Source organism: Actinomadura napierensis (assembly GCF_039529375.1).
GTDB lineage: Bacteria > Actinomycetota > Actinomycetes > Streptosporangiales > Streptosporangiaceae > Spirillospora > Spirillospora napierensis.
Genome location: NZ_BAAAMR010000051.1, coordinates 52403 through 71011, shown reverse-complemented (window position 1 = coordinate 71011; position 18609 = coordinate 52403). Strand labels below are relative to the sequence as shown.

General features: G+C 74.8%; 12 protein-coding genes. 4 read left to right on the top strand and 8 right to left on the bottom strand.

What is annotated here, in order from left to right:
* The 3 genes from ABD296_RS26320 to ABD296_RS26310 form a co-directional block, all read right to left on the bottom strand.
* Positions 1–1816, bottom strand: a 1816-nt coding sequence (locus ABD296_RS26320) for a DUF5682 family protein (protein WP_344272419.1), incomplete at its 3' end; no start/stop codon positions are given.
* Complete coding sequence (locus ABD296_RS26315) at positions 1816–2910, bottom strand: ATP-binding protein (protein WP_344272416.1); 1095 nt, start codon at positions 2908–2910, stop codon at positions 1816–1818. The genes ABD296_RS26315 and ABD296_RS26320, both read right to left, overlap by 1 nt.
* Before the next feature lie 15 nt (positions 2911–2925).
* A complete protein-coding gene (locus ABD296_RS26310) occupies positions 2926–6228 on the bottom strand; it encodes a DUF4132 domain-containing protein (RefSeq protein ID WP_344272413.1) in 3303 nt (1100 codons plus the stop codon).
* Positions 6229–6389: 161 nt separating this feature from the next.
* Between ABD296_RS26310 and ABD296_RS26305 the strand changes: the two genes are divergently transcribed.
* A complete protein-coding gene (locus ABD296_RS26305; protein ID WP_344272411.1) occupies positions 6390–6554 on the top strand; it encodes a hypothetical protein in 165 nt (54 codons plus the stop codon).
* 300 nt (positions 6555–6854) lie between these two features.
* Positions 6855–7979, top strand: coding sequence for a cystathionine gamma-lyase (locus ABD296_RS26300; RefSeq protein WP_344272408.1), 1125 nt, complete (start codon positions 6855–6857; stop codon positions 7977–7979).
* A gap of 6 nt (positions 7980–7985) precedes the next feature.
* Here the strand turns inward: ABD296_RS26300 and ABD296_RS26295 are convergent, their stop codons facing one another.
* The 4 genes from ABD296_RS26295 to ABD296_RS26280 form a co-directional block, all read right to left on the bottom strand.
* Positions 7986–10163 (bottom strand): DUF4132 domain-containing protein, encoded by a 2178-nt coding sequence (locus ABD296_RS26295; protein ID WP_344272406.1) that lies wholly within the window; start codon positions 10161–10163, stop codon positions 7986–7988.
* Between the two features lie 11 nt (positions 10164–10174).
* A complete protein-coding gene (locus ABD296_RS26290; protein WP_344272404.1) occupies positions 10175–13546 on the bottom strand; it encodes a DUF4132 domain-containing protein in 3372 nt (1123 codons plus the stop codon).
* Positions 13547–13602: 56 nt separating this feature from the next.
* Positions 13603–14991 carry an FAD-dependent oxidoreductase gene (locus ABD296_RS26285; protein ID WP_344272402.1) on the bottom strand — a complete coding sequence of 463 codons (1389 nt, stop codon included), beginning with the start codon at positions 14989–14991 and terminating at the stop codon, positions 13603–13605.
* A gap of 67 nt (positions 14992–15058) precedes the next feature.
* Positions 15059–16168: an amidohydrolase family protein gene (locus tag ABD296_RS26280; RefSeq protein WP_344272399.1), complete on the bottom strand. Its 1110-nt coding sequence runs from the start codon at positions 16166–16168 to the stop codon at positions 15059–15061.
* Between the two features lie 127 nt (positions 16169–16295).
* Between ABD296_RS26280 and ABD296_RS26275 the strand changes: the two genes are divergently transcribed.
* A complete protein-coding gene (locus ABD296_RS26275) occupies positions 16296–17708 on the top strand; it encodes a glutamine synthetase family protein (protein ID WP_344272396.1) in 1413 nt (470 codons plus the stop codon).
* On the opposite strand, the gene ABD296_RS26270 is transcribed toward ABD296_RS26275, so the two are convergent.
* On the bottom strand, positions 17705–17890 hold the full coding sequence (locus ABD296_RS26270; RefSeq protein WP_344272394.1) for a hypothetical protein: 186 nt from the start codon (positions 17888–17890) through the stop codon (positions 17705–17707). The two genes, ABD296_RS26275 and ABD296_RS26270, sit on opposite strands and share 4 nt — an antisense overlap.
* A 79-nt stretch (positions 17891–17969) precedes the next feature.
* Between ABD296_RS26270 and ABD296_RS26265 the strand changes: the two genes are divergently transcribed.
* Complete coding sequence (locus ABD296_RS26265; RefSeq protein WP_344272392.1) at positions 17970–18503, top strand: CGNR zinc finger domain-containing protein; 534 nt, start codon at positions 17970–17972, stop codon at positions 18501–18503.
* Positions 18504–18609: the final 106 nt, after the last annotated feature.

Here is an 18609-nt window from a genome sequence, read left to right as displayed (position 1 = left end):
CTCGCGGCGGGCGACGCCGAGCGCCGCGTCCCGGTCCACGTGCAGCGTTCCGGCGGCGAGCAGCAGCGCGTCGCGACGCGGCGAGCGCCTGCAGCCGGGCGCGGTCGGCGGGCCCGGGACCGCCGCGGATCCCTTCGGCGAGCCACAGGATCCGTTCCGTGCACTCCTCGATGACCGTGCCGAACAGCGGGCTGCGGGCCGTCCCGAGGACGTGGTCGTGGCGCCACAGGCCGAGGACGACGTCGAGCGCGCGGCCGAGGTCGCCGACCTCGGACGCCCCCGCGACCCCGGCGGCGATGGACGCGGCGATCCGGCCGGACTGCCCGGCGCAGCCGCACAGCGCCGCGTCGAACAGCACCTCCGCCAGGCGTCCCATGTCGCCGGCCGCGCCGGCCGTCCGCTCGTCCAGGGCGGCCGCCGCGGCGTCGCCGAGGGTCGGCCCGTAGGCGCCCGCCTCGATCAGCGCGGCGAGCCGGGTGCCGTCGGGGTCGGATGTGTCGAGGTGCCAGACCTCCTCCAGCACCGGGTCGGCGCCGGTCGACGGGCCCGACTCGCGCTCGACGCCGGGGATGCCGAGGACGCGCAGCCGGTGCAGCGCGCGGCTGCGCTCCAGCCCCCGCGCGGCGGTCAGCTTCAGCGCGATCCGGCCGCCGGCCGCGAGGCCGAGCCGCTCCAGTTCGGCGGCGGCGTCGTGGACGAGCGGCGGCGCGGGCGTGTCGGGGTGCAGGCGGCCGACCCGGTTCCCGCTCAGCGCCGCCACCATCTCGGCGACCGCCGGATGCGCGCCCGGTGCGAGCGGGCCGCGCGACGTCCACGGCAGCCGCTGGTCGAGGTCCTCGCCGACCAGCGCGGACACCAGGCCGTCGAGCAGGTCGGTGCGGGCGGGCGAGCGGTGCCCGCGCAACCGGGTGAGGCCTTCGGTGAGGGTCCGGGCGGCGATCAGGTCGGCGGTCGACACCACCTGCCGGCGCTCGCGCAGCCGCGTCACGACGGTCTCGATCAGCGCGGCGGCGGCGCCGTCCGGGCCGTCCTCCCAGAGCCGCTGGTAGTACTCCGGCGACGGCATGCCGGACTGGTAGCCGGTGAACGCGTCGAGCCGCCGGAACGAGTACGGGACGAGGAAGCTGCCGCCCGCCGCGTCCGCGTCCGGCGCGGGGACCTCCGGCCAGCCGGTGCCGCCGTCGCGCGAGAGGGCTTCGAGCGCGGGCTTGTGGAACCCGCCCGTCACCACCACGACCGGGCGTCCGTCCGCGTCGGCCTCCGCCGCCCGGATCCACGCGGCCATGTACGCCTCGCGCGCGGAGTCGTCGGGCCCCGGTTTCGCTTCGCCGCGCACCAGGGCGAAGTACGCGTCGAGCCGCGCGGGCAGGTCGTCGGCGTCGATCTCGAACAGGTGATCCCACAGCACGTCGGTGTTGTCGACGGCGAACTCCCGGCACAGCCGCTCGGTGGCGTCGGCGTAGCGGCGCTCGGCGTCGGCGTACCGGTTGCCGCGCTCGGCGAACGCGGGATGCCAGGCGGGCAGGTCGATGAACCGCAGCTCCGCGCCGGCGGCCCGCCCGGTGTTGAGCGCGGTCCATTCCGGCGAGTACCCGCAGAACGGCGACCACGAGGAGTGCACCCGCTCGGCGTCCCGGTAGAAGCTGTAGATCGCGACCGGCGGCTCGTGGCCGAGGAGCAGCTCGTCCAGCCGCCCGTTGAAGTCGGAAGGGCCCTCGACGAGCACGTACGCCGGGCGCAGCCGCGCGATCGTGTCGCGGACGAGCCGCGCGCACGCCGGGCTGTGGTGCCGGACGCCGATGAACGTGACGGCCATCAGCCGGGCAGCAGGTGCCGGGCGGCGTGCAGCGCCTTCCACTGCTCGCCGTCGCGCCGCGGTGCCTGCCGCTCCAGGTAGCGGCGCAGCCGGGTCAGGTCCTCCGGGCTGTCCTTGGCGGCCGTCCCGGCGAGGCACTCCACGATGTCGGCGGCGCCGCCCGCCTCGCCGCGCAGGAACCAGCCCCGCACGCCGACCGCGTGCGCGACCGACACCGCCTCCGCCGTGCTCATCACCGCCGAGAGCCGGTCCATCGGCCGGCCCTCCTCCGTCGTGGCGTTCCGCAGCTCCCGGAACGTGGTGACCAGCACCTCCAGGACGTCCCGGCGCGGCGCGACGCCGACGCCGCTGCGCTCCAGCAGCCGCGCCGCCTCCTGCTCGACCAGGTCCAGCTCGGTGCCGAAGTCGGCGATCGGGAACACCGTCTCGAAGTTGAACCGCCGCTTCAGCGCCGCGCTCATCTCGTTGACGCCCCGGTCGCGGGTGTTCGCGGTCGCGATCACGTTGAACCCCTCGCGCGCGAACACCATCGCGTCCGCCCCGGTCAGCTCGGGGATCGCCAGGACGCGGTCGGACAGCGGCGACAGCAGCGAGTCCTGCACCTCCAGGGGGCAGCGGGTGATCTCCTCGAACCGGACGGCCTTCCCCTCGGCCATCCCGGTCAGCAGCGGCGCCGGCACCAGCGACCGCGTGGACGGCCCCTCCGACACCAGCAGCGCGTAGTTCCACGAGTACCTGATCTGGTCCTCGGTCGTCGCGGCGCCGCCCTGGATCGTCAGCGTGGACGTCCCGCTCACCGCCGCCGCGATGAGTTCCGACAGCAGCGACTTGGCGGTGCCCGGCTCGCCGACCAGCATCAGCCCGCGGCTCGTGGCGAGGGTGACCAGCGCCCGGTCGATCAGCGCGGTGTCGCCGACGAACTTGCGGGCCACGCCGAGCGCCTCGTCGCCGACGATGAAGCGCCGCGCGCCGGTCAGGCTCAGCGCCCAGCCGGGCGGGCGCGGCCCGTCGTCGTGCTCGCGGAGCCGTTCCAGCTCGTCGGCGAACCGCACCTCCGCGGGCGGTCTCTGGTGGTCGGCGGTGTCTTCAGGCATGGTGTCCGTTCCGGGTCAGGCGGCGGCTTCGGCGAGGCGGGTGAGGTCGGCGAGGACTTCGGACGCGGTGACGGGGTCCAGGTCGCCGAAGCGGAGCGGGGCTTCTTTGGTGGAGCGGTACCGGTGGTCGGTGGCCTCCGCGCCGAGCCACGCGTACTCCAGGGTCTGGTGGTCGCCGGACGCGGCCGGCTCGCCGACGTACAGGCCGGGATCCAGGTCGATGACGACGTACCGGTTCCCGGGGACCCGGCGGGAGATCCACCGCTGGACGCCCGCGTCCTGCGGCGCGCCGATCTCCCAGCCGCGGTTGACGAGGCCGACCACCGTGCCGAGCGGCACCTTCAGGTTCTCGAACCGCTCCAGCCGCTCGCTTCCCCGCTCGGCCTCACCGAGCGTGTGGACGGTGCGGCCCAGCTGCGGGAACGGCTGCAGGATCTCGTAGTCGGCGAAGACCTCCGACCACGCGCCGAGGGCGTCGCCGAGCTGGACGGGGTGCGCGAGACCGATGGCGGCGTTCTCGTGCACGTCGACGAGGTCGTCTCCGACGTCGGCGAAGGTGCGGTCCTCGGCGATCCGGAAGGAGGTGACGGCGCCGCCGTCCTGCGCGAACCAGACGAGGCGGCGCGCCACGTGCCGGACGAGGGGGTGCCCGACGACGTACTCGCCGAATTCGGCGGGGGTCCAGCGGCGCTGCGCGACCATCGCGCCCTCCAGGCGGCGCAGCAGGTCGGCGGCGGCGGTGCGGACGTCCTTCTTCAGATCGGCGAACGCCTGGTACGCGGCGGGCGCGAGGGCCGGGTCGTCCTTCGCGCCGGGCTTCGGAAGGGACCTGCGAGGCTTGCCGTCCCCGCCGGCGACCACCGGCCTGAGCGCCTCGTCGAACCCGACGGTGAAGCGGCGCGGGCCGTAGTCGAGCGTCATGGCGCCGTCGTCGTCCAGGCCGAACGCGGGGACGATCCGGTCGGCGAGCTGGTCGGTGGACAGCCCGAGCCGGTCGGCGACCTGCCGCATGCGGCGCTGCGCCTCGTTCTTGATCCCCTTGAACTTCACCTTCTGCGCGATGCCGTGCAGGTGCATCAGGGCGACGTCCGACCCGATGCCGGTGAGCACCTCCAGGCCCGTCACCGCGTAGGCGTGCCGCCCGTCGCCGGGCCAGGCGCGGATGACCGGCGTGAGGCGGCGGACGGTGGTGTCGTCGCCGGTGCGGCCGAGCTGGATCAGCGCCCAGCCCTCCTTGGACGGGGCGCCCGCGTCCTGCCATTTCTGGAACAGCGCCCAGCCGAACTCCGCCAGCGACGCCGGGTCGCACGCCTCCCTCACCGCCTCCAGGCCGTAGGGGGAGGGGAGGGCGAGCAGCTCGACGAGGCGGGTGGTCGCGCCTTCGGGGAGCGCCCGGCCGCCCTCGCGCAGCAGCACCTGCGGAAGGACGGCGGGGGCCGCCCAGCCGGGGAGCTTCGGCGGGGCGGTCTCGCCGGTCTCGACGGGGTGCGCGGCCAGCAGCCCGCCGAACACCGCGGCGGCCTCGTCGCCGTGGGCGGCGCGGGCCGCGTCCGCGATCGCGCGGCGCGTCCCGGGGTCGCCGCGGCGGCCGAGGTGGCGCAGCGCCCGGACGGCCGAGCGGCGCGCCGCCTTCGCCTTGCCGAGCGCCGCCGGGACGAGGTGCGGCACGGCGTCGAGGCCGTGCCGGTCGTACCAGCGCCCGGCATGGGCATCGTTGCCGCTGAGCCGGTCGCCCATGAACAGGGCCACGTCGGCGTGCAGGAACGGCGTGAGCAGCGCGATCCGCATCCGGTTCTTCTTCACGATGCGCAGCGTCGGCGGCAGCGCGTCGAGCCCGTACCGGGCGATGACCCGCCTCATCCACTGCGGGGTGTCGTAGCGGTCGACGCCCTTCCAGCCGGCGAGCAGCGGCCGGACGACGTCCTCGGGCGCGTGCACCACCGGCGCCATGGACCCGACGCCGCCCTCGCGGATCGCCTGGGCCAGCGCCTCCGGGTCGCCGCTCGGGGGCGCGCCGACGGAACCGACGTCGGTGCCGAGCCAGTCCGCGTGCTCACCGTCGCGCCAGCGCATCGCCCCTTCGGGTGACGTGAGGCCCGCGACGACCGGCTGCCGGGGGTTCTCCCACGGCGGCGCGGCCAGGATCTCGGGGACGGCGCTCCCCGGGGCCTCCGGCACTCGTGCGGACGTCCCTGCGGCCTTCTCCACGGCCGCGCGCACATCGTCCGGGAGGCGGGGAAGCGCCGCGACGACGCCGGGGCTGGTCCGCACGTGCTCTTGGAGAAGCGCGTCCTCGCCCGCCTCCGCGAGCAGCCGCACCGCCCGCACCGGGAACCGCTTCAGCGCCTCGCCCAGCTCGGCCTTGAGGTACTTGTGGTCGCGCCTCTCCAGCAGCACGCGGAACGCCTCGTCCGACGGCAGCAGCGCGATGGTCTTGGCGACGCGCTTGCGGCCATCGCCGTTGAGGGCCGGGCGGTCCAGATGATCCAGGAGGAACGGCAGGAGGCCCGGGCCGATACCGTCCGCCATCGTGGCGAGGATGTCGATGGACGCCGCGCCCCATTGCAGGCCGAGCGCCGGGTAGGGCGCGGCGAGCTGTTCGGCCTCGCCGAGCGAGGCCAGCGCGAGCGTGAGCAGGCCGCCGCCGCGTCCCTTGACGACGGGAGCGGCGGAGCACTCCTCCACCCAGTCCCTCCGCGTCGGTACCAGGTAGGACACCAGCCACCGCGCCTCAGGGCCGTCCCGGTGCGCCGCCAGGCGGTCGATCGCCTCGGCGTACACCTGCTCGTCGGTGGCCGCCAGCAGCGCGCGGACCTTGCGCAGGCCGTCGGCCAGCGGCCCGCGTCCCACGTCGTTCAGCCCCCGGTTCACCCCTGCCCAGCCGCCCTTCCAGGGGCCGTCCGTCCCGGAGCGCTGGCCGGTCGTCCGGGCCAGCCCGACCGCCGCGCAGGCGGCGAACGGCAGGCCGTGCTCGATGATCCAGGAGTCGATGAAGGTCGCGTAGGGGGCGTCGGCCCTCCGCAGTGTGAAGTTCAGGACCGCCACGGTCGCGACGGCCGCCGCGCCCGCCGGGTCGGGCTCCCCGGCCAGATGGCGCAGGGCGGCCTCCGCGAGATCCGGGGCGCCGCTCTTATCCGGGGCGAGCGCCCCCACCGGGCCGCCGGGCATCTCGATCAGCGCGCGCGCCTCACCGGGCGCCGCGTCGTCGATCGGGAAGGCCGGGCCGGGCAGCCCGCCGCGCCTCGGGTGCAGCTTGCGCCGCCAGGCCGCCGGGAGCGTCAGGGCGTCCTCGTCGGGCGGCGGGGGAAGATCGTCCATGTCGCCTCACGGTAGAGGAGCGTCCCGGCGGACCACCCCAAGAGCGGAAATGTCGGCGCCCGCCAGCGTAGGGCGGCGCTCCGACATTTCCGCGCGGGCGGTCGCCCGCGTCAGTCCGGCGCCCCTCGAGGCCACCGTCCGAGCCGTGCGTCGCGGCGACGGTGGCGCGGGACGTGGGCGCGGCGCTGCGCGGCCTGCCGCACGGGGCGCGCGGTGTCGTCCGGCAGGTGAGGGTCAGCTTCGTCGGGTGCGGCGGATACATCGACCTCGGTGAAATCGCGGAAGCGTCGCGGGTGGGCGGCGGTGTCGTGTGGACGGCCCGGTGAACGCGGTGCGGTACCTCGACGCACTGGCCGCCGAGTTGGCAGGGGTGGACGGTCGCACTGCGGTTTGGAGAGCCGCCGCTGCTTCGGGTGTCGCACCGGTCGGCTCCGCGGGTCGGGGAAAGCGTCATGGTGGTGGTCGTGGACGGGGCGCCGTGGTTCCGTGATTCGGCGGGGCGGCTCGTGGGGCCGTGCTCGGACGTGCGCGGGGCCGGCGCCGTGGTGGGGCGGACGATCCTCCGGGGGCGTGTTCGTGCTGGTGGGAGGCGTGCGGGACGATGGTGGCGAGGAAGAGGAGGACGTGTGACGCGTGAGCTTGGGGACGGGACGCTGGCCGTGGGGGCGGGGAGGCCGCCTGCGAAGAAGTACGCGCCGCCGTTGCCGGGGCCGGTCTTCGCGGCGCATTTCCATCTGCCGGGTGAGCCGGTGGGCCCTTACACGTACGGGCGCGACACCAATCCGACGTGGACGTTGCTGGAAGCGGCGATCGGGGAGCTCGAGGGCGGCGCCGAGGTCATTTCCTTTTCGTCGGGAATGGCGGCGATCGCGGCGGTTCTGTTGTCGCAGGTGCGGTCCGGTGATGTGGTGGTGTTGCCGGATGACTGCTATCAGACGACGCGGGCGTTGAAGGAGCGGCTCGAATCGTACGGGGCGGTCGTGCGGATGGGGCCGACGGCGGGCGATGCGCAGATCGCATTGCTCGACGGCGCCCGGCTGGTGTGGTTGGAGACGCCGTCGAATCCGAATCTGGACGTGTGCGATCTCGCGCGCGTGGTGGAGGCGGCCCACGAGAAGGGTGCGCTGGTCGCGGTCGACAACACGCTCGCGACGCCGCTCGGGCAGCGCCCGCTGGATCTCGGCGCGGACTTCTCGGTGGCCAGCGACACCAAGGCGCTGACAGGGCACGGTGACCTGCTGCTCGGGCATGTGGCCACACGGGACGCGGCGTTGGCGGAGAGCGTGCGGTTGTGGCGGAAGACGGTCGGCGCCATTCCGGGGCCGATGGAGGCGTGGCTGGCGCACCGTTCGCTGGCCACTCTGGAATTGCGGCTGGACCGGCAGGCGGTCAATGCGATGGCGCTCGCGGAAGCGCTGCGGGAACGGCCGGAGGTCACCGGGCTGCGGTATCCGGGATTGCCGGACGATCCGTCCCATGAGATCGCGGCGCGGCAGATGCGGCGGTTCGGTTGCGTCGTTTCGTTCACGTTGCCGGACGAGGCGTTCGCGGAGCGCTTCCTCGGCGCGATGCGGCTGGTCAACCAGGCGACGAGTTTCGGTTCCGTGCACAGTTCCGCGGAGCGGAGGGGACGGTGGGGCGGCGACGCCGTGGCGCCGGGATTCGTCCGGTTCTCGGTCGGTGTCGAGAACACCGATGACCTCGTCGCCGACGTCCTGGCCGCCCTGGACGAGGCAAGCGAAGCCCCGTGATCCCGCTCAGCCGAGGCGCGTGAGGTCGGCGAGGATCTCCGACAGCAGGACGGGGCCGACGGCGGCGAAGCCGTTCTCGATGGGGAACGCCGGGTCGTATTCGCGGGGCGCGGGTGCGATCCAGACGTGCTCCAGTTTCTGCTCGGGGTGCAGGTCGACGTAGCCGGCCGCGATGCCGGGATCGAGGTCGATCACGACGTGGTGGGGACCGGTGGGGCGGGAGATCCACCGCTGGAGGCCGCCGTCGAGTGCGGGGCCGCGCACCCAGCCCGTCCGGGTCAGGCCGAGGATCTTCCCGTAGGGCACGGAGAGTCCCTCGAAGCGGGCGAGGCGGCCGTCGCGGCCCTCGCCTCCCGCGAGGGTGAACACGGGGCGGGCGAGCTGCGGGAACGGCTGGGTGATCTCGTAGTCGGCGAACACCTCCGTCCAGGCGGGCAGGGCGTCGCCGAGCGGCAGCGGGTGGGCGATCCGCACGTCCGAGGAGAGGTCGAAGGCGTCGTCGGCGACGTCGGCGGGCGTGCGGTCCTCGGCGAGCCGGAACGCGGTCCCGCCGGACGTCCAGACGAGGCGGCGGGCGATGTGCCACATCAGCGGGTGCCGGACGAAGAACGCCGTGAACTCGTCGGGCGTCCAGGTGCGGCCCTCGACCATCGCGGTCTCCAGCCGGGCGATCTGGAGGGACGCGACGGCGCGGACGTCCTTCTTCAGTGCGGCGAACGCCGCGTAGGCGGCGGGCGCGAGGGCGGGGTGGTCCTTGGCGCCGGGTTTCGGCAGGGTCTTGCGGCGCTTGCCGTCCTCGCCGGTCACGGAGGGACGCAGCTGCTCGTCGAACCCGACGGTGAAGCGGCGCGGGCCGTAGTCGAGCGTCATCGCGCCGGAGGCGTCCAGGCCGAACGACGGGACGAGCCGGTCGGCGAGCTGCTCGTCGCCGAGCCCCTTGCGCGCGGCGACCTGACGCAGCTTGACCTGCGCCTGCCGTTGCAGCCCCTTGTACCGGCCGCTCCGCGCGATGCCGTCGAGGTGCAGGAGGGCGAGGTCGGTGCCGATCGCGGCGAGCGCGTCCAGGCCGGCGGCGGCGCGGTCGTGGCCGCCCTGGCCCGGCCATTCCCTGATCAGCGGGGTGAGGCGGCGGACGGTCGCGTCGTCGCCGAACCGGCCGAGCGCGGGCAGCACGAACGCGGATCGGCCCGGCATCCCGGCGTCCCGCCAAGCCTCGAAGACCGCCCAGGCGAAGGCGGTGAGGGACGCCGGTTCGCAGAGCGCGGCGGTCTCCTCGGCGGCCTCGCGCGCGCCGGGGAACGCGTCCGGGCGCAGCGCCATCGCCCAGAGGTGGACGAGGTTGCGGGCGGCGCCGGGCGGCAGGCGCGGGCCGCCGTCCCGCAGGACGGGCCGGGGCAGCGCCTCCGTGTCCAGCCATTGGGGCAGGTCCGGCGGTTTCGGCCGCTCGTGGGCGGGTTCGGACTGCTCCGGCTCGTCCGCGAGCAGCGCCGCGACGGCCTGGGCGGCCTCGTCGCCGTGCACGCGGGCCGCCTCCGCGACGTCGCCTTCGATGGCGCGCAGCGCGTGGACGGCGTTGCGGCGCGGGCCGACCCGTTTGCCCAGCGCGTCCGGCACCAGGTACGGGACGGCGCCGAGCCCGTGCCTGGCGAACCACGCGCGGGACAGCTTCTGTGCCGACTTGAGCCGGTAGAGCCAGTCGGCCATCAGCCGCGCGACGTCGGCCCCCAGGAACGGCAGGAGGACGGGCCCGGTCCCGAACGGGTTCGCCTTCGCCATCCGGACCGACACGTCCCACGCCGCCTCTTCGAAGCGCGCGACGATCGGCTTCAGCGAATGGTCGAAGTTCCAGGTCACCGGAGGAGGTTCCCAGGCGGCCAGCAGCGGGCGGGCGAGAGGTTCGGGCGCGCTCGCCAGGAACCCGGCCTGGCTCGGGAGGTACATCGACCCGTCGCGGACCTTTTCGGCCTCCCGCTCCCAGTCGCCGTCCGCCCAGGGCCCGCCGTAGGGGCGCATCGCCGCCCACTGCTCGCGCTCGCCCGGCTCCCAGACGACGTGCCGACCGCCCGGCGGTTCGAGACCGGGCACGACGGGGTGCCCGGCCGCGGTCTTCGCCGGGGCCGGCTTGCGCAGCCAGGGCGGGTCGACGAGCTTCGCGGGCAGCGCGGCCGGCGGCGCGTCCTTCATGTCGCTCCCTCTCAGCGGGCGTCGGCGGTCAGCGCGGTCAGGTCGGCGATGACCTCGGACGCGGTGACGGGGTCGAGCTCGCCGAACGGCAGCGGGTTCCCGTGGTGCATCCACAGCTCGTCCTGGCGACGGCACAGGCAGACCTGCCTCAGCGTCTGGTCGCCCAGCGTGTCCGGGTCGCCCACGGCGATGCCGGGGTCGAGGTCGATGACGACGTGCCGGTTCGGGCCGGCGGGACGCGAGATCCAGCACTCCACGCCCGCGTCCTGCGGCGCACCGCGCTCCCAGCCCCGCTTGGTCAGCCCGAGCAGCCGGCCGACCGGGACGGTGGCGCCTTCGAACCGGGCGAGGTGCCCGCTCTTTCGCTCCTCGTCGGCCAGCTCGTGCACCGGACGTCCGAGCTGCGGGAACGGCTGCAGGATCTCGTAGTCGGCGAACACCTCCGACCACGCGGCGACCAGATCGGTCTTGCCGAGGTGGACGGGATGCATGACGCCGACCACGACCGTCTCGGGAAGGTTCAGGGCGGTGTCGTGCGCGCCCGCGAACGTGCCGTCCTCGGCGACCCGGAACGTGATGCTCTTGTACTGGTCCATCTCGACGGCGATCCAGACCAGCCGCCGGACGAGGTGCCGGACCAGCGGATGCCCGGCGAGCAGGTCCCGGAACTCGGTCAGCGACCAGCGGCGGTTGCGCACCATCGCCGTCTCCAGGCGGACGATCAGGTCGGCGGCGACCGTGCGGACGTCCTTCTTCAGCGCGGAGAACGCCTTGTACGCGGCGGGCGCCAGCTCCGGGTCGTCCTTGGCGCCGGGCTTGGGCAGGGCCTTGCGGCGCTTGCCGTCCTCGTCGGCGACGTAGGGCCGGAGCTGCTCGTCGAACCCGACGACGAACCGGCGCGGGCCGTAGTCGAGCGTCATCGTCCCGGCGTCGTCGAGGCCGAAGTCGGGGACGAGCCGGTCGGCGAGCTCCTCGGGCCTCAGCTCCAGCCCGGCCGCGACCTCCGCGATCTTCTCCTGCGCGCGCGTCCGCAGCCCCTTGAACTTGACCTTCTGCGAGATCGCGTGCAGGTGCATCAGCGCGACGTCGGTGCCGATCGCGGCGAGGACGTCCAGCCCGGTCACCGCCTTCGCGTGGCCGCCGTCGCCCGGCCAGGCCCGGATCACGGGGGTGAGGCGGCGGACGGTGTCGTCGTCGCCGAGCCATCCGAGCTGCGTCAGCGCCCAGCCGTCCTTGGACGGCGCGCCGTTGGCCTCCCAGCGCCGGAACACCGCCCAGCCGAACTCGGCGAGCGACGCCGGGTCGCACAGCTCGCGGACGGCGGCGATCCCCGCGTAGACCTCGCCGGGCTTCGACATCGCCAGCATCGTCAGGACGTGCTCGGCCGCCGCGTCGGGAAGCGCGCGCTCGCCGTCGCGGAGCAGGATCTGCGGCAGCAGCCGCACGTCCGCCCAGTCGCCCACCGCCGGCATCTTCGCGGGCAGGATCTCCAGCGGGTCGACCGCCAGCAGGGCCTCGATCGCGTCGGCGGCCTTGTCGCCGTGTGCGCGCGCCGCGTCCACGACGCCCTCGGCGCCGTGCTGGGACGCGACGAACCGCAGCGCCCCCTCGGCCGCCCGCCGCTCCGCACCCGCCTTGCCCAGTGCACCGGGCAGCAGCGCCGGGACGGCTGCCAGGCCGTGCCGGGCGAACCAGGCGCGGGCCGTCCGGCTCGCCTGCTTGAGCCGGACGAGCCAGTCCGCCATCAGCCGGGCCACGTCGTCGCTCACGTACGGCAGCAGGATCGCGCCGACGCCCGCCGGATCGCGCCCTGCCGCGAGCACGGCGGCGTCGAGGGCGTCCAGTTCGAACCGGGCGACGACGACGCGCATCCAGTCGTCCACGTACCAGGGCTCGGGCGGGTTCCAGCCGGCCAGCAGCGGCCGGATCAGCTCTTCGGGCCCCTCGACGAACAGCATCGGCTGCATCTGGTCGAGCAGTTCGCCCCTCCGGAACTTCGCGACCTGCGCCGGCCACTCCAGCCGCTCCGCCCACCGCCAGTAGTGGTGCAGGTCGACCGTCCACTCCTCGCGCTCCCCCGGTCGCCACGCGATCACCCGCGTGCCGGGCGCGGGCAGGTCCTTGATGACGACCGGCTTGGTCTTCGCGCGGGGACGGTTCCACGGCGGGTCCACCAGCAGCGGCGGCAGCGACGCGGGATCGGCCGCCGGCATCCGCGCGCCGGCGTCCAGCGCCGCCCGGACCGCCGCCCGGGACGCCTCGGGCAGCGCGGGGAGCAGTTCGTTCGCGAGCGCGGGCTCGGCGCGCACGTGCGCGGACAGCAGGTCGGCCGCCGCCGGGCGGTCGGCCTCGGCGGCGAGCAGCCGCAGCGCCCGCTCCGGGAACCGCCGCGCCGCCGCGAGGGCCGCCGGGCCCGCGTACTTGCGGTCGAGCCGGTCCAGCAGGGCCTGGAACGCGGCGTCCACCGGCAGGACGGCCAGGGCGTCGAACTGGGTCCGCGCCGTGTCGCCGTCGATGTAGGGGGCGTCCAGGGACTCGGTCAAAAGATCCAGTACGGCGTCCGGCCCGGCGCCGTCCACCAGGCTCGCGATGATGCCGAGGCCGCGGGTGGAGTAGTCGAGGGACAGCTTGAACAGGTCGAGGTGGTCGCGTCCCGCGAACGTGCATAGGAGCATCCAGCGGTCCGCCTGATGGACCGCGGACCGCGTCCCCAGCGGGTCGGCGCACAGCTCGGCGAACCACTCCGTCCGCTCGGGCACCAGGTAGGAGACGACGATCTTCTGCAGGGTGCTCCCCCGGTGGCGCGCCAGCCCCTCGACGGCCTCGCCGTACGTGCCGTCGTCGGCGACGGCCAGCATCGCGCGCAGCCGCCGGGCGGTGGCCTCGTCCACCCACCAGCAGAAGCCCTCGTCGGGCTTCCGCCGCCGGACGCCGTTCCATTTCATCGCGGAACCGGCGACGGTGAAATCGGCCCAGAGCCCCGCGAGCGCCGTGTAGGCGCAGGCGGCGAACGGCACCCCGTGCTCCTCGACCCACGCGTCCACGTACGGGTTGGACTGCCCGTACCCGTGCTGCCCGTGCAGCGGAGCGGTGATGAGCACGACCGCCGCGGCGCCGACGGGCTCCGCCTCCCCGCCCAGGTAGGCGCGCGCGGCGGCGGCCACCTCCGGCGGCGTGCCGGGCAGCGCGAGCACCTCCTCGACACCGGACCGGACGCCGTCCATCTGCTCCCGCGCCCGGGCCGCCGCCTTCCGGTCGGCGCGGACCGCGGGCCAGGCGTGCGGCCGGTCGCGGCGGGGGTGCAGCCTGCGCAGCCACGCGTCCGGCATCACCAGGGTGTTCTCGTCGGGGCGGGCGTCGGCCGCGGAGTCCGTCGTGCTCATGACGGCACCGTAGGGGAGATCACCGACAAACCGGCACCGGAACGATCAAGCCGGCGTCATGGGGAGCGGCGCATGTCCTCCTCGACGAGCTCGGCGGCCTTGCGGGCCGCGATCAGGATGGGGTCCCAGACGGGCGAGAACGGCGGCGCGTAGCCGAGGTCCAGGCCGGTCATCTCCTCGACGGTCATCCGGTTCCACAGCGCGATGGCCAGGCCGTCGATCCGCTTGGCGGCGTTCTCCTCGCCGACGATCTGCCCGCCGAGCAGCCGGCCCGACCGGCGCTCGGCGATCAGCTTGGTCTTCATCACGGTGGCGCCCGGGTGGTAGCCGGCGCGGGTCGTGGACTCGACCACGACGCTCAGCGCGTCGAACCCGGCGGCCGCCGCCTCCCGCTCGTTCAGCCCGGTCCGCGCGACCTCGGCGTGGCAGATCTTCGAGACGGCGGTGCCCACCACGCCGGGGAAGGTGGCGTAGCCGCCGCCGATGTTGACGCCCGCGACGCGGCCCTGCTTGTTGGCGTGCGTGCCGAGCGCGATGGCGACCGGCAGGCCGGAGACGAGATGGCGGTTCTCGACGCAGTCGCCCGCCGCCCACACCCGCTCGGTGCGGGTGCGCATCCGCCGGTCGGTGACGATCCCGCCGGTCGGCCCCGTCTCGATCCCGGCCGCGCGGGCGAGGTCGGCGCCGGGACGGACGCCGAGCCCGAGGACGACCAGGTCGGCGGGGATCGTGCGGCCCCCGGCGCGGACCGCCGTCACCCGCCCCTCCGGGCCGGTGTCGAAGCCCTCGACCCGGTCGCCGAGGTGCAGGTCGACGCCGATGCCGCGGACCGCGTCCGCGACGAGCGCGCCCATGTCCGGGTCAAGTGTGCTCATCGGCTGCTCGGCGCCGTCCACGATCGTCACGTCGAGGCCGCGCGTCACCATCGCCTCGGCCATCTCCAGGCCGATGTAGCCGCCGCCCACCACGACGACGCGGCGCGGCTTGTCGCGCTCCAGGACGCGGCGGATGGCGATCCCGTCGTCCAGCACCTGGACGCCGTGCACGCCCTCGGCGTCCGCGCCGGGCAGGTCCGGGCGTGCGGGCACCGCGCCCGTCGCGATCATGAGCTGGTCGTAGGGCTCCCAGGCCTCGCCGCCGCCGTCCGCGTCCCGGACGCGCACCCGCGCCCCGTCGAGGTCGATCTCGGTGGCCTCGGTGCACAGCCGGAGGTCGATGCCGCGGTCGCGGAACTCGGCGGGCGTGCGGGCGATCAGCTCGTCCGCGTCGTCGATCACGCCGCCGACGTAGTAGGGGATGCCGCACGCCGAGTAGGACGCGAAATGCCCGCGCTCGACGACGGTGACGTCCAGGTCGTCCGCTCCGCGCCGCCGGCGGGCCTGGGACGCGGCGCTCATCCCGGCCGCGTCGCCCCCGATGACGAGCAGCCGCTCGCGTCCTGCCATGGGCACCTCCCGAAGATCGTCCCCGAGCGTACCCGCGGGCGGCGCCGGGTCAGATGCGGTGGGCGGGTCAGATGCGGTAGACGCGGCGGGCGGTGCCGGACGCGACGAGCCCCGCGACGCGTTCGGCGTCGGCGGACGTCCAGGCGCCGTCCTCCACGCCGCCCGCGAGGAACCCCGCGAGGCCGCGCCGGAACAGCAGCGCGCCCAGGTGGTACAGCTCGGCCAGGCCGAACGCGTCGGAGGAGTACAGCACCTTCCCGAACGGCGCCAGCTCCAGCAGCTCGGCGATCAGCGCGGGCGCCCGGTGCCCGAGGTTGTGGGTGGCGAGGCCCACGTCGACGTGGACGTTCGACAGCACCTGGGCGAGGTACCCGGCCTTCCGGTGGAACGGGTAGTTGTGCAGCAGCAGCGCCGGGACGCCCGCCCGGTCCATGGCCCGCAGCAGCTCGATGAGCAGCAGCGGGTCGCCGCGGCGCAGGTCGGCGTCGACGTCGCCGTACCCGACGTGGAACTGCACGGGGAGGTCGAGGTCGACCGCGCACCAGATCAGGAAGCGGTGCAGGATCTCGTCGCAGACCCGCGCCTCCTCCTGGCGCAGCAGGATCCCGGCCGCGCCCGTCACCTCCGCGTCGGACGGCCGCACGCCCGACAGCTCCAGCCCGGCGCGGTAGGCGGCGATCGACTTGGCGCCCGCCACGCGCGGCGCGCAGGCGGCGAGGCGGGCCCGGACCTCGTCGGCGAAGTCGTGGGCGTCCACGCCGTCCGCCGCGACCTGCTCGGCGACCGTCTCCAGCCGGACGATCTCGTGTGCCCGCGCCCCGGCGAGCCGTCCGAGGGCGGGCGGGTCCAGCATCGCGCGCGGGTTGAAGCCGGTGTCGACGCAGAGGGCGTCCAGCCCGGCGGCGGCCAGGAACCGGCGGTTCACCTCGGCCGCGCCCAGCTCGGCGCGGCGCGCGAGGTAGGCGTCGGGCTCGGCGTGCGCGTCCAGGTCCAGGACGGGCGCGCACCAGCGCCGCAGCGCGAACCCGACCTGCGTGTCGAACATGCTCGCCCCGGGAGGCCCGGCCGTCTCCGCCTCGGTGAGCAGCGCCTCGAACTCCGCGCGATCGAGGTCCTCGGTGTGGACGCCGTGGCAGTGGTGGTCGATCAGGGGCAGCGACTCCAGATATCCGAGCACCCCTCATACGTCCCCGGAAACCGGGCGGCGTCCCTGAAATCACGGAGCGTTCTTCCTACGATGCCTGTGCGGGCGGCATCCCTGCCGGAAGGCCCGCGTCCGCCGCCCTGCGACCGGGAGCCGAACCGTGGAACAGACCTTCGACACCGCCCTCGACGGGCACGAGCGCGCCCGGCTCGGCGCGCGGGCGGCCGAGGCCGCCCGGCGGCTGGCCGGCGAGGACGTCGCCGCCGTCGCACTGACCTGGGTGGACGTCAGCGGCATCACGCGCACCAAGACCGTCCCGGTCGGCCGGCTGGAGCACGCGGCGACCTGGGGCGTCGGGATGTCGCCGGTGTTCGACGTGTTCCTGCTGGACGACTCGATCGTGTCCGGCCGGCACATCGGCGGACCGGTCGGCGACCTGCGGCTCCATCCCGACCTGGACCGGCTCGTCCCGCTGGCGGCGCTGCCGGGCTGGGCGCACGCCCCCGCGAACCGGTACGCGCAGGACGGCGCCGTCCACCCCCTCGACGCCCGCGCGGTGCTGCGCCGCGAGACCGGCCGGCTCGCCGCCGCCGGCTGGACGGTGAAGACGGCGCTCGAGATCGAGTGGGCGGTGTCGGCCACCGCGGAGGAGTTCACGCCCGCCTGCCACGGCCCCGCGTACGGGATGACGCGCGTCAGCGAGCTGGCCGGCTACCTGCGGGCGCTGCTCACCGCGCTGGACCGGACGGGCGTCTCGGTCGAACAGCTGCACCCCGAGTACGCCGCCGGGCAGTACGAGCTGTCGGTGGCGGCCGAGGACCCGGTCGGCGCGGCCGACACCGCCGTCCTGGTCCGGGAGACGATCCGGGCGGTCACGCTGGAGCACGGCATGCACGCCTCGTTCTCCCCGAAGGTCGTGGCGGGCTCGGTGGGCAACGGCGGGCACGTCCACCTGAGCCTGTGGCGGGAGGACACCGGGGACGGCCCGGCGAACGCGATGGCGGGCGGCACGGGCCCCTGCGCGATGACGGACGCGGGGCAGGCGTTCGCGGCGGGGATCCTGGACCGGCTGCCCGCGCTGCTGGCGATCGGGGCGCCGGCGGTGGCCAGCTACCTGCGGCTCGTCCCGTCCCACTGGGCGGGCGCGTTCGCGTGCTGGGGGCTGGAGAACCGGGAAACGGCGCTCCGGTTCGTCACCGGGGCGCAGGGCGAGCGGGACCGCGCGGCGAACCTGGAGGTCAAGTGCTTCGACGGCGCCGCGAACCCCTACCTCGCGCTCGCGGCGCTGCTGGCGGCGGGACGGTCGGGGCTGGAGGCCGGGCTGACGCTGCCGGACCCGGTCGAGGTCGATCCGGCCGGGCTGACCGACGGCGAGCGCTCAGCGCGCGGCATCAGGCCGCTGCCGGCCTCGCTCGCGGACGCGGTCGCGGTGTTCGAGGACGACGCCGTCCTGCGGGACGCGCTGGGCGAGGCGGTCACCGACACCGTCGCGGCCGTCCGCCGCGGCGAGATCGCGCTGTTCGACGGCGCGACCCCGCAGGAGATCGCCGCCGCGACCCGCTGGCGGCACTAGCGGCCGGGCTCGGGCGGGTCCGCCGCGCCGACGACGGCGCCGGGCGCGAACGGCTGGACGCGCACCTCCAGCTCACCGCAGGCGCAGCGGGTGTAGGTGACCACGCCCTCGGAGGTGAGGTGCCGGGACAGGACCTCGTAGAGCTCGGAGCGGGGCCAGCCACAGCGGGGGCATTCCTCCACGGCGCGTCCTCTGGGAAGCTTGTAAGGGTTAAAATTAGGATGCCATTTACAGGATGGCATGGGAGCGGGAGCCGGGGCAATGCGGATAACCGGGTACAAGAGCCACGGAGTGGCGGCGGCCGTCGCCCTGGTCAACGCCGTGACCAGCGCCGACGGCGACGATTCCGCGGACGCGCTGCGCGGGCTGCTGCGCGAGAACGGGTTCTTCTGGCACGAGTTCGAGCCGGGCGACGCCGGGGAGTTCCGCCGGTGGGGGCGGACGCTGCGCCGGTTCTTCGACGCCGCCGACCTCGACGAGGCGATGCGGCTGCTGAACGGGCTGATGCTGGAGCTGCCGCTGCATCCGCACCTGGCCGAGCACGATCCGCACGGCATCCACATGCACTATGCGCCGCCCTCGTCGCGGCTGCCGGTCCGGTTCCGCGCGACGACGCTGATGCACCTCGCGGAGCTGGTCGTCGAGCACGGGATCGACCGGACGGGCGTGTGCGACGCCGAGGGATGCGACCGGGTGTACGCCGACACGTCCCGGGCGGGGCGGCGCCGGTTCTGCTCGGAGGCGTGCGCGAACCGGACGAACGTCGCGGCCTTCCGCGCCCGCAAGCGGGGCTGAGCGCGGAGGGCGAGCGGTTTTGCCGGGGGTTCACCGCGCGCCGGGAAGGAAGCGGATGGGTCTGACCTTGAGTATCGGGTGCCCGAAAGGGCATGCCGACTCCCGT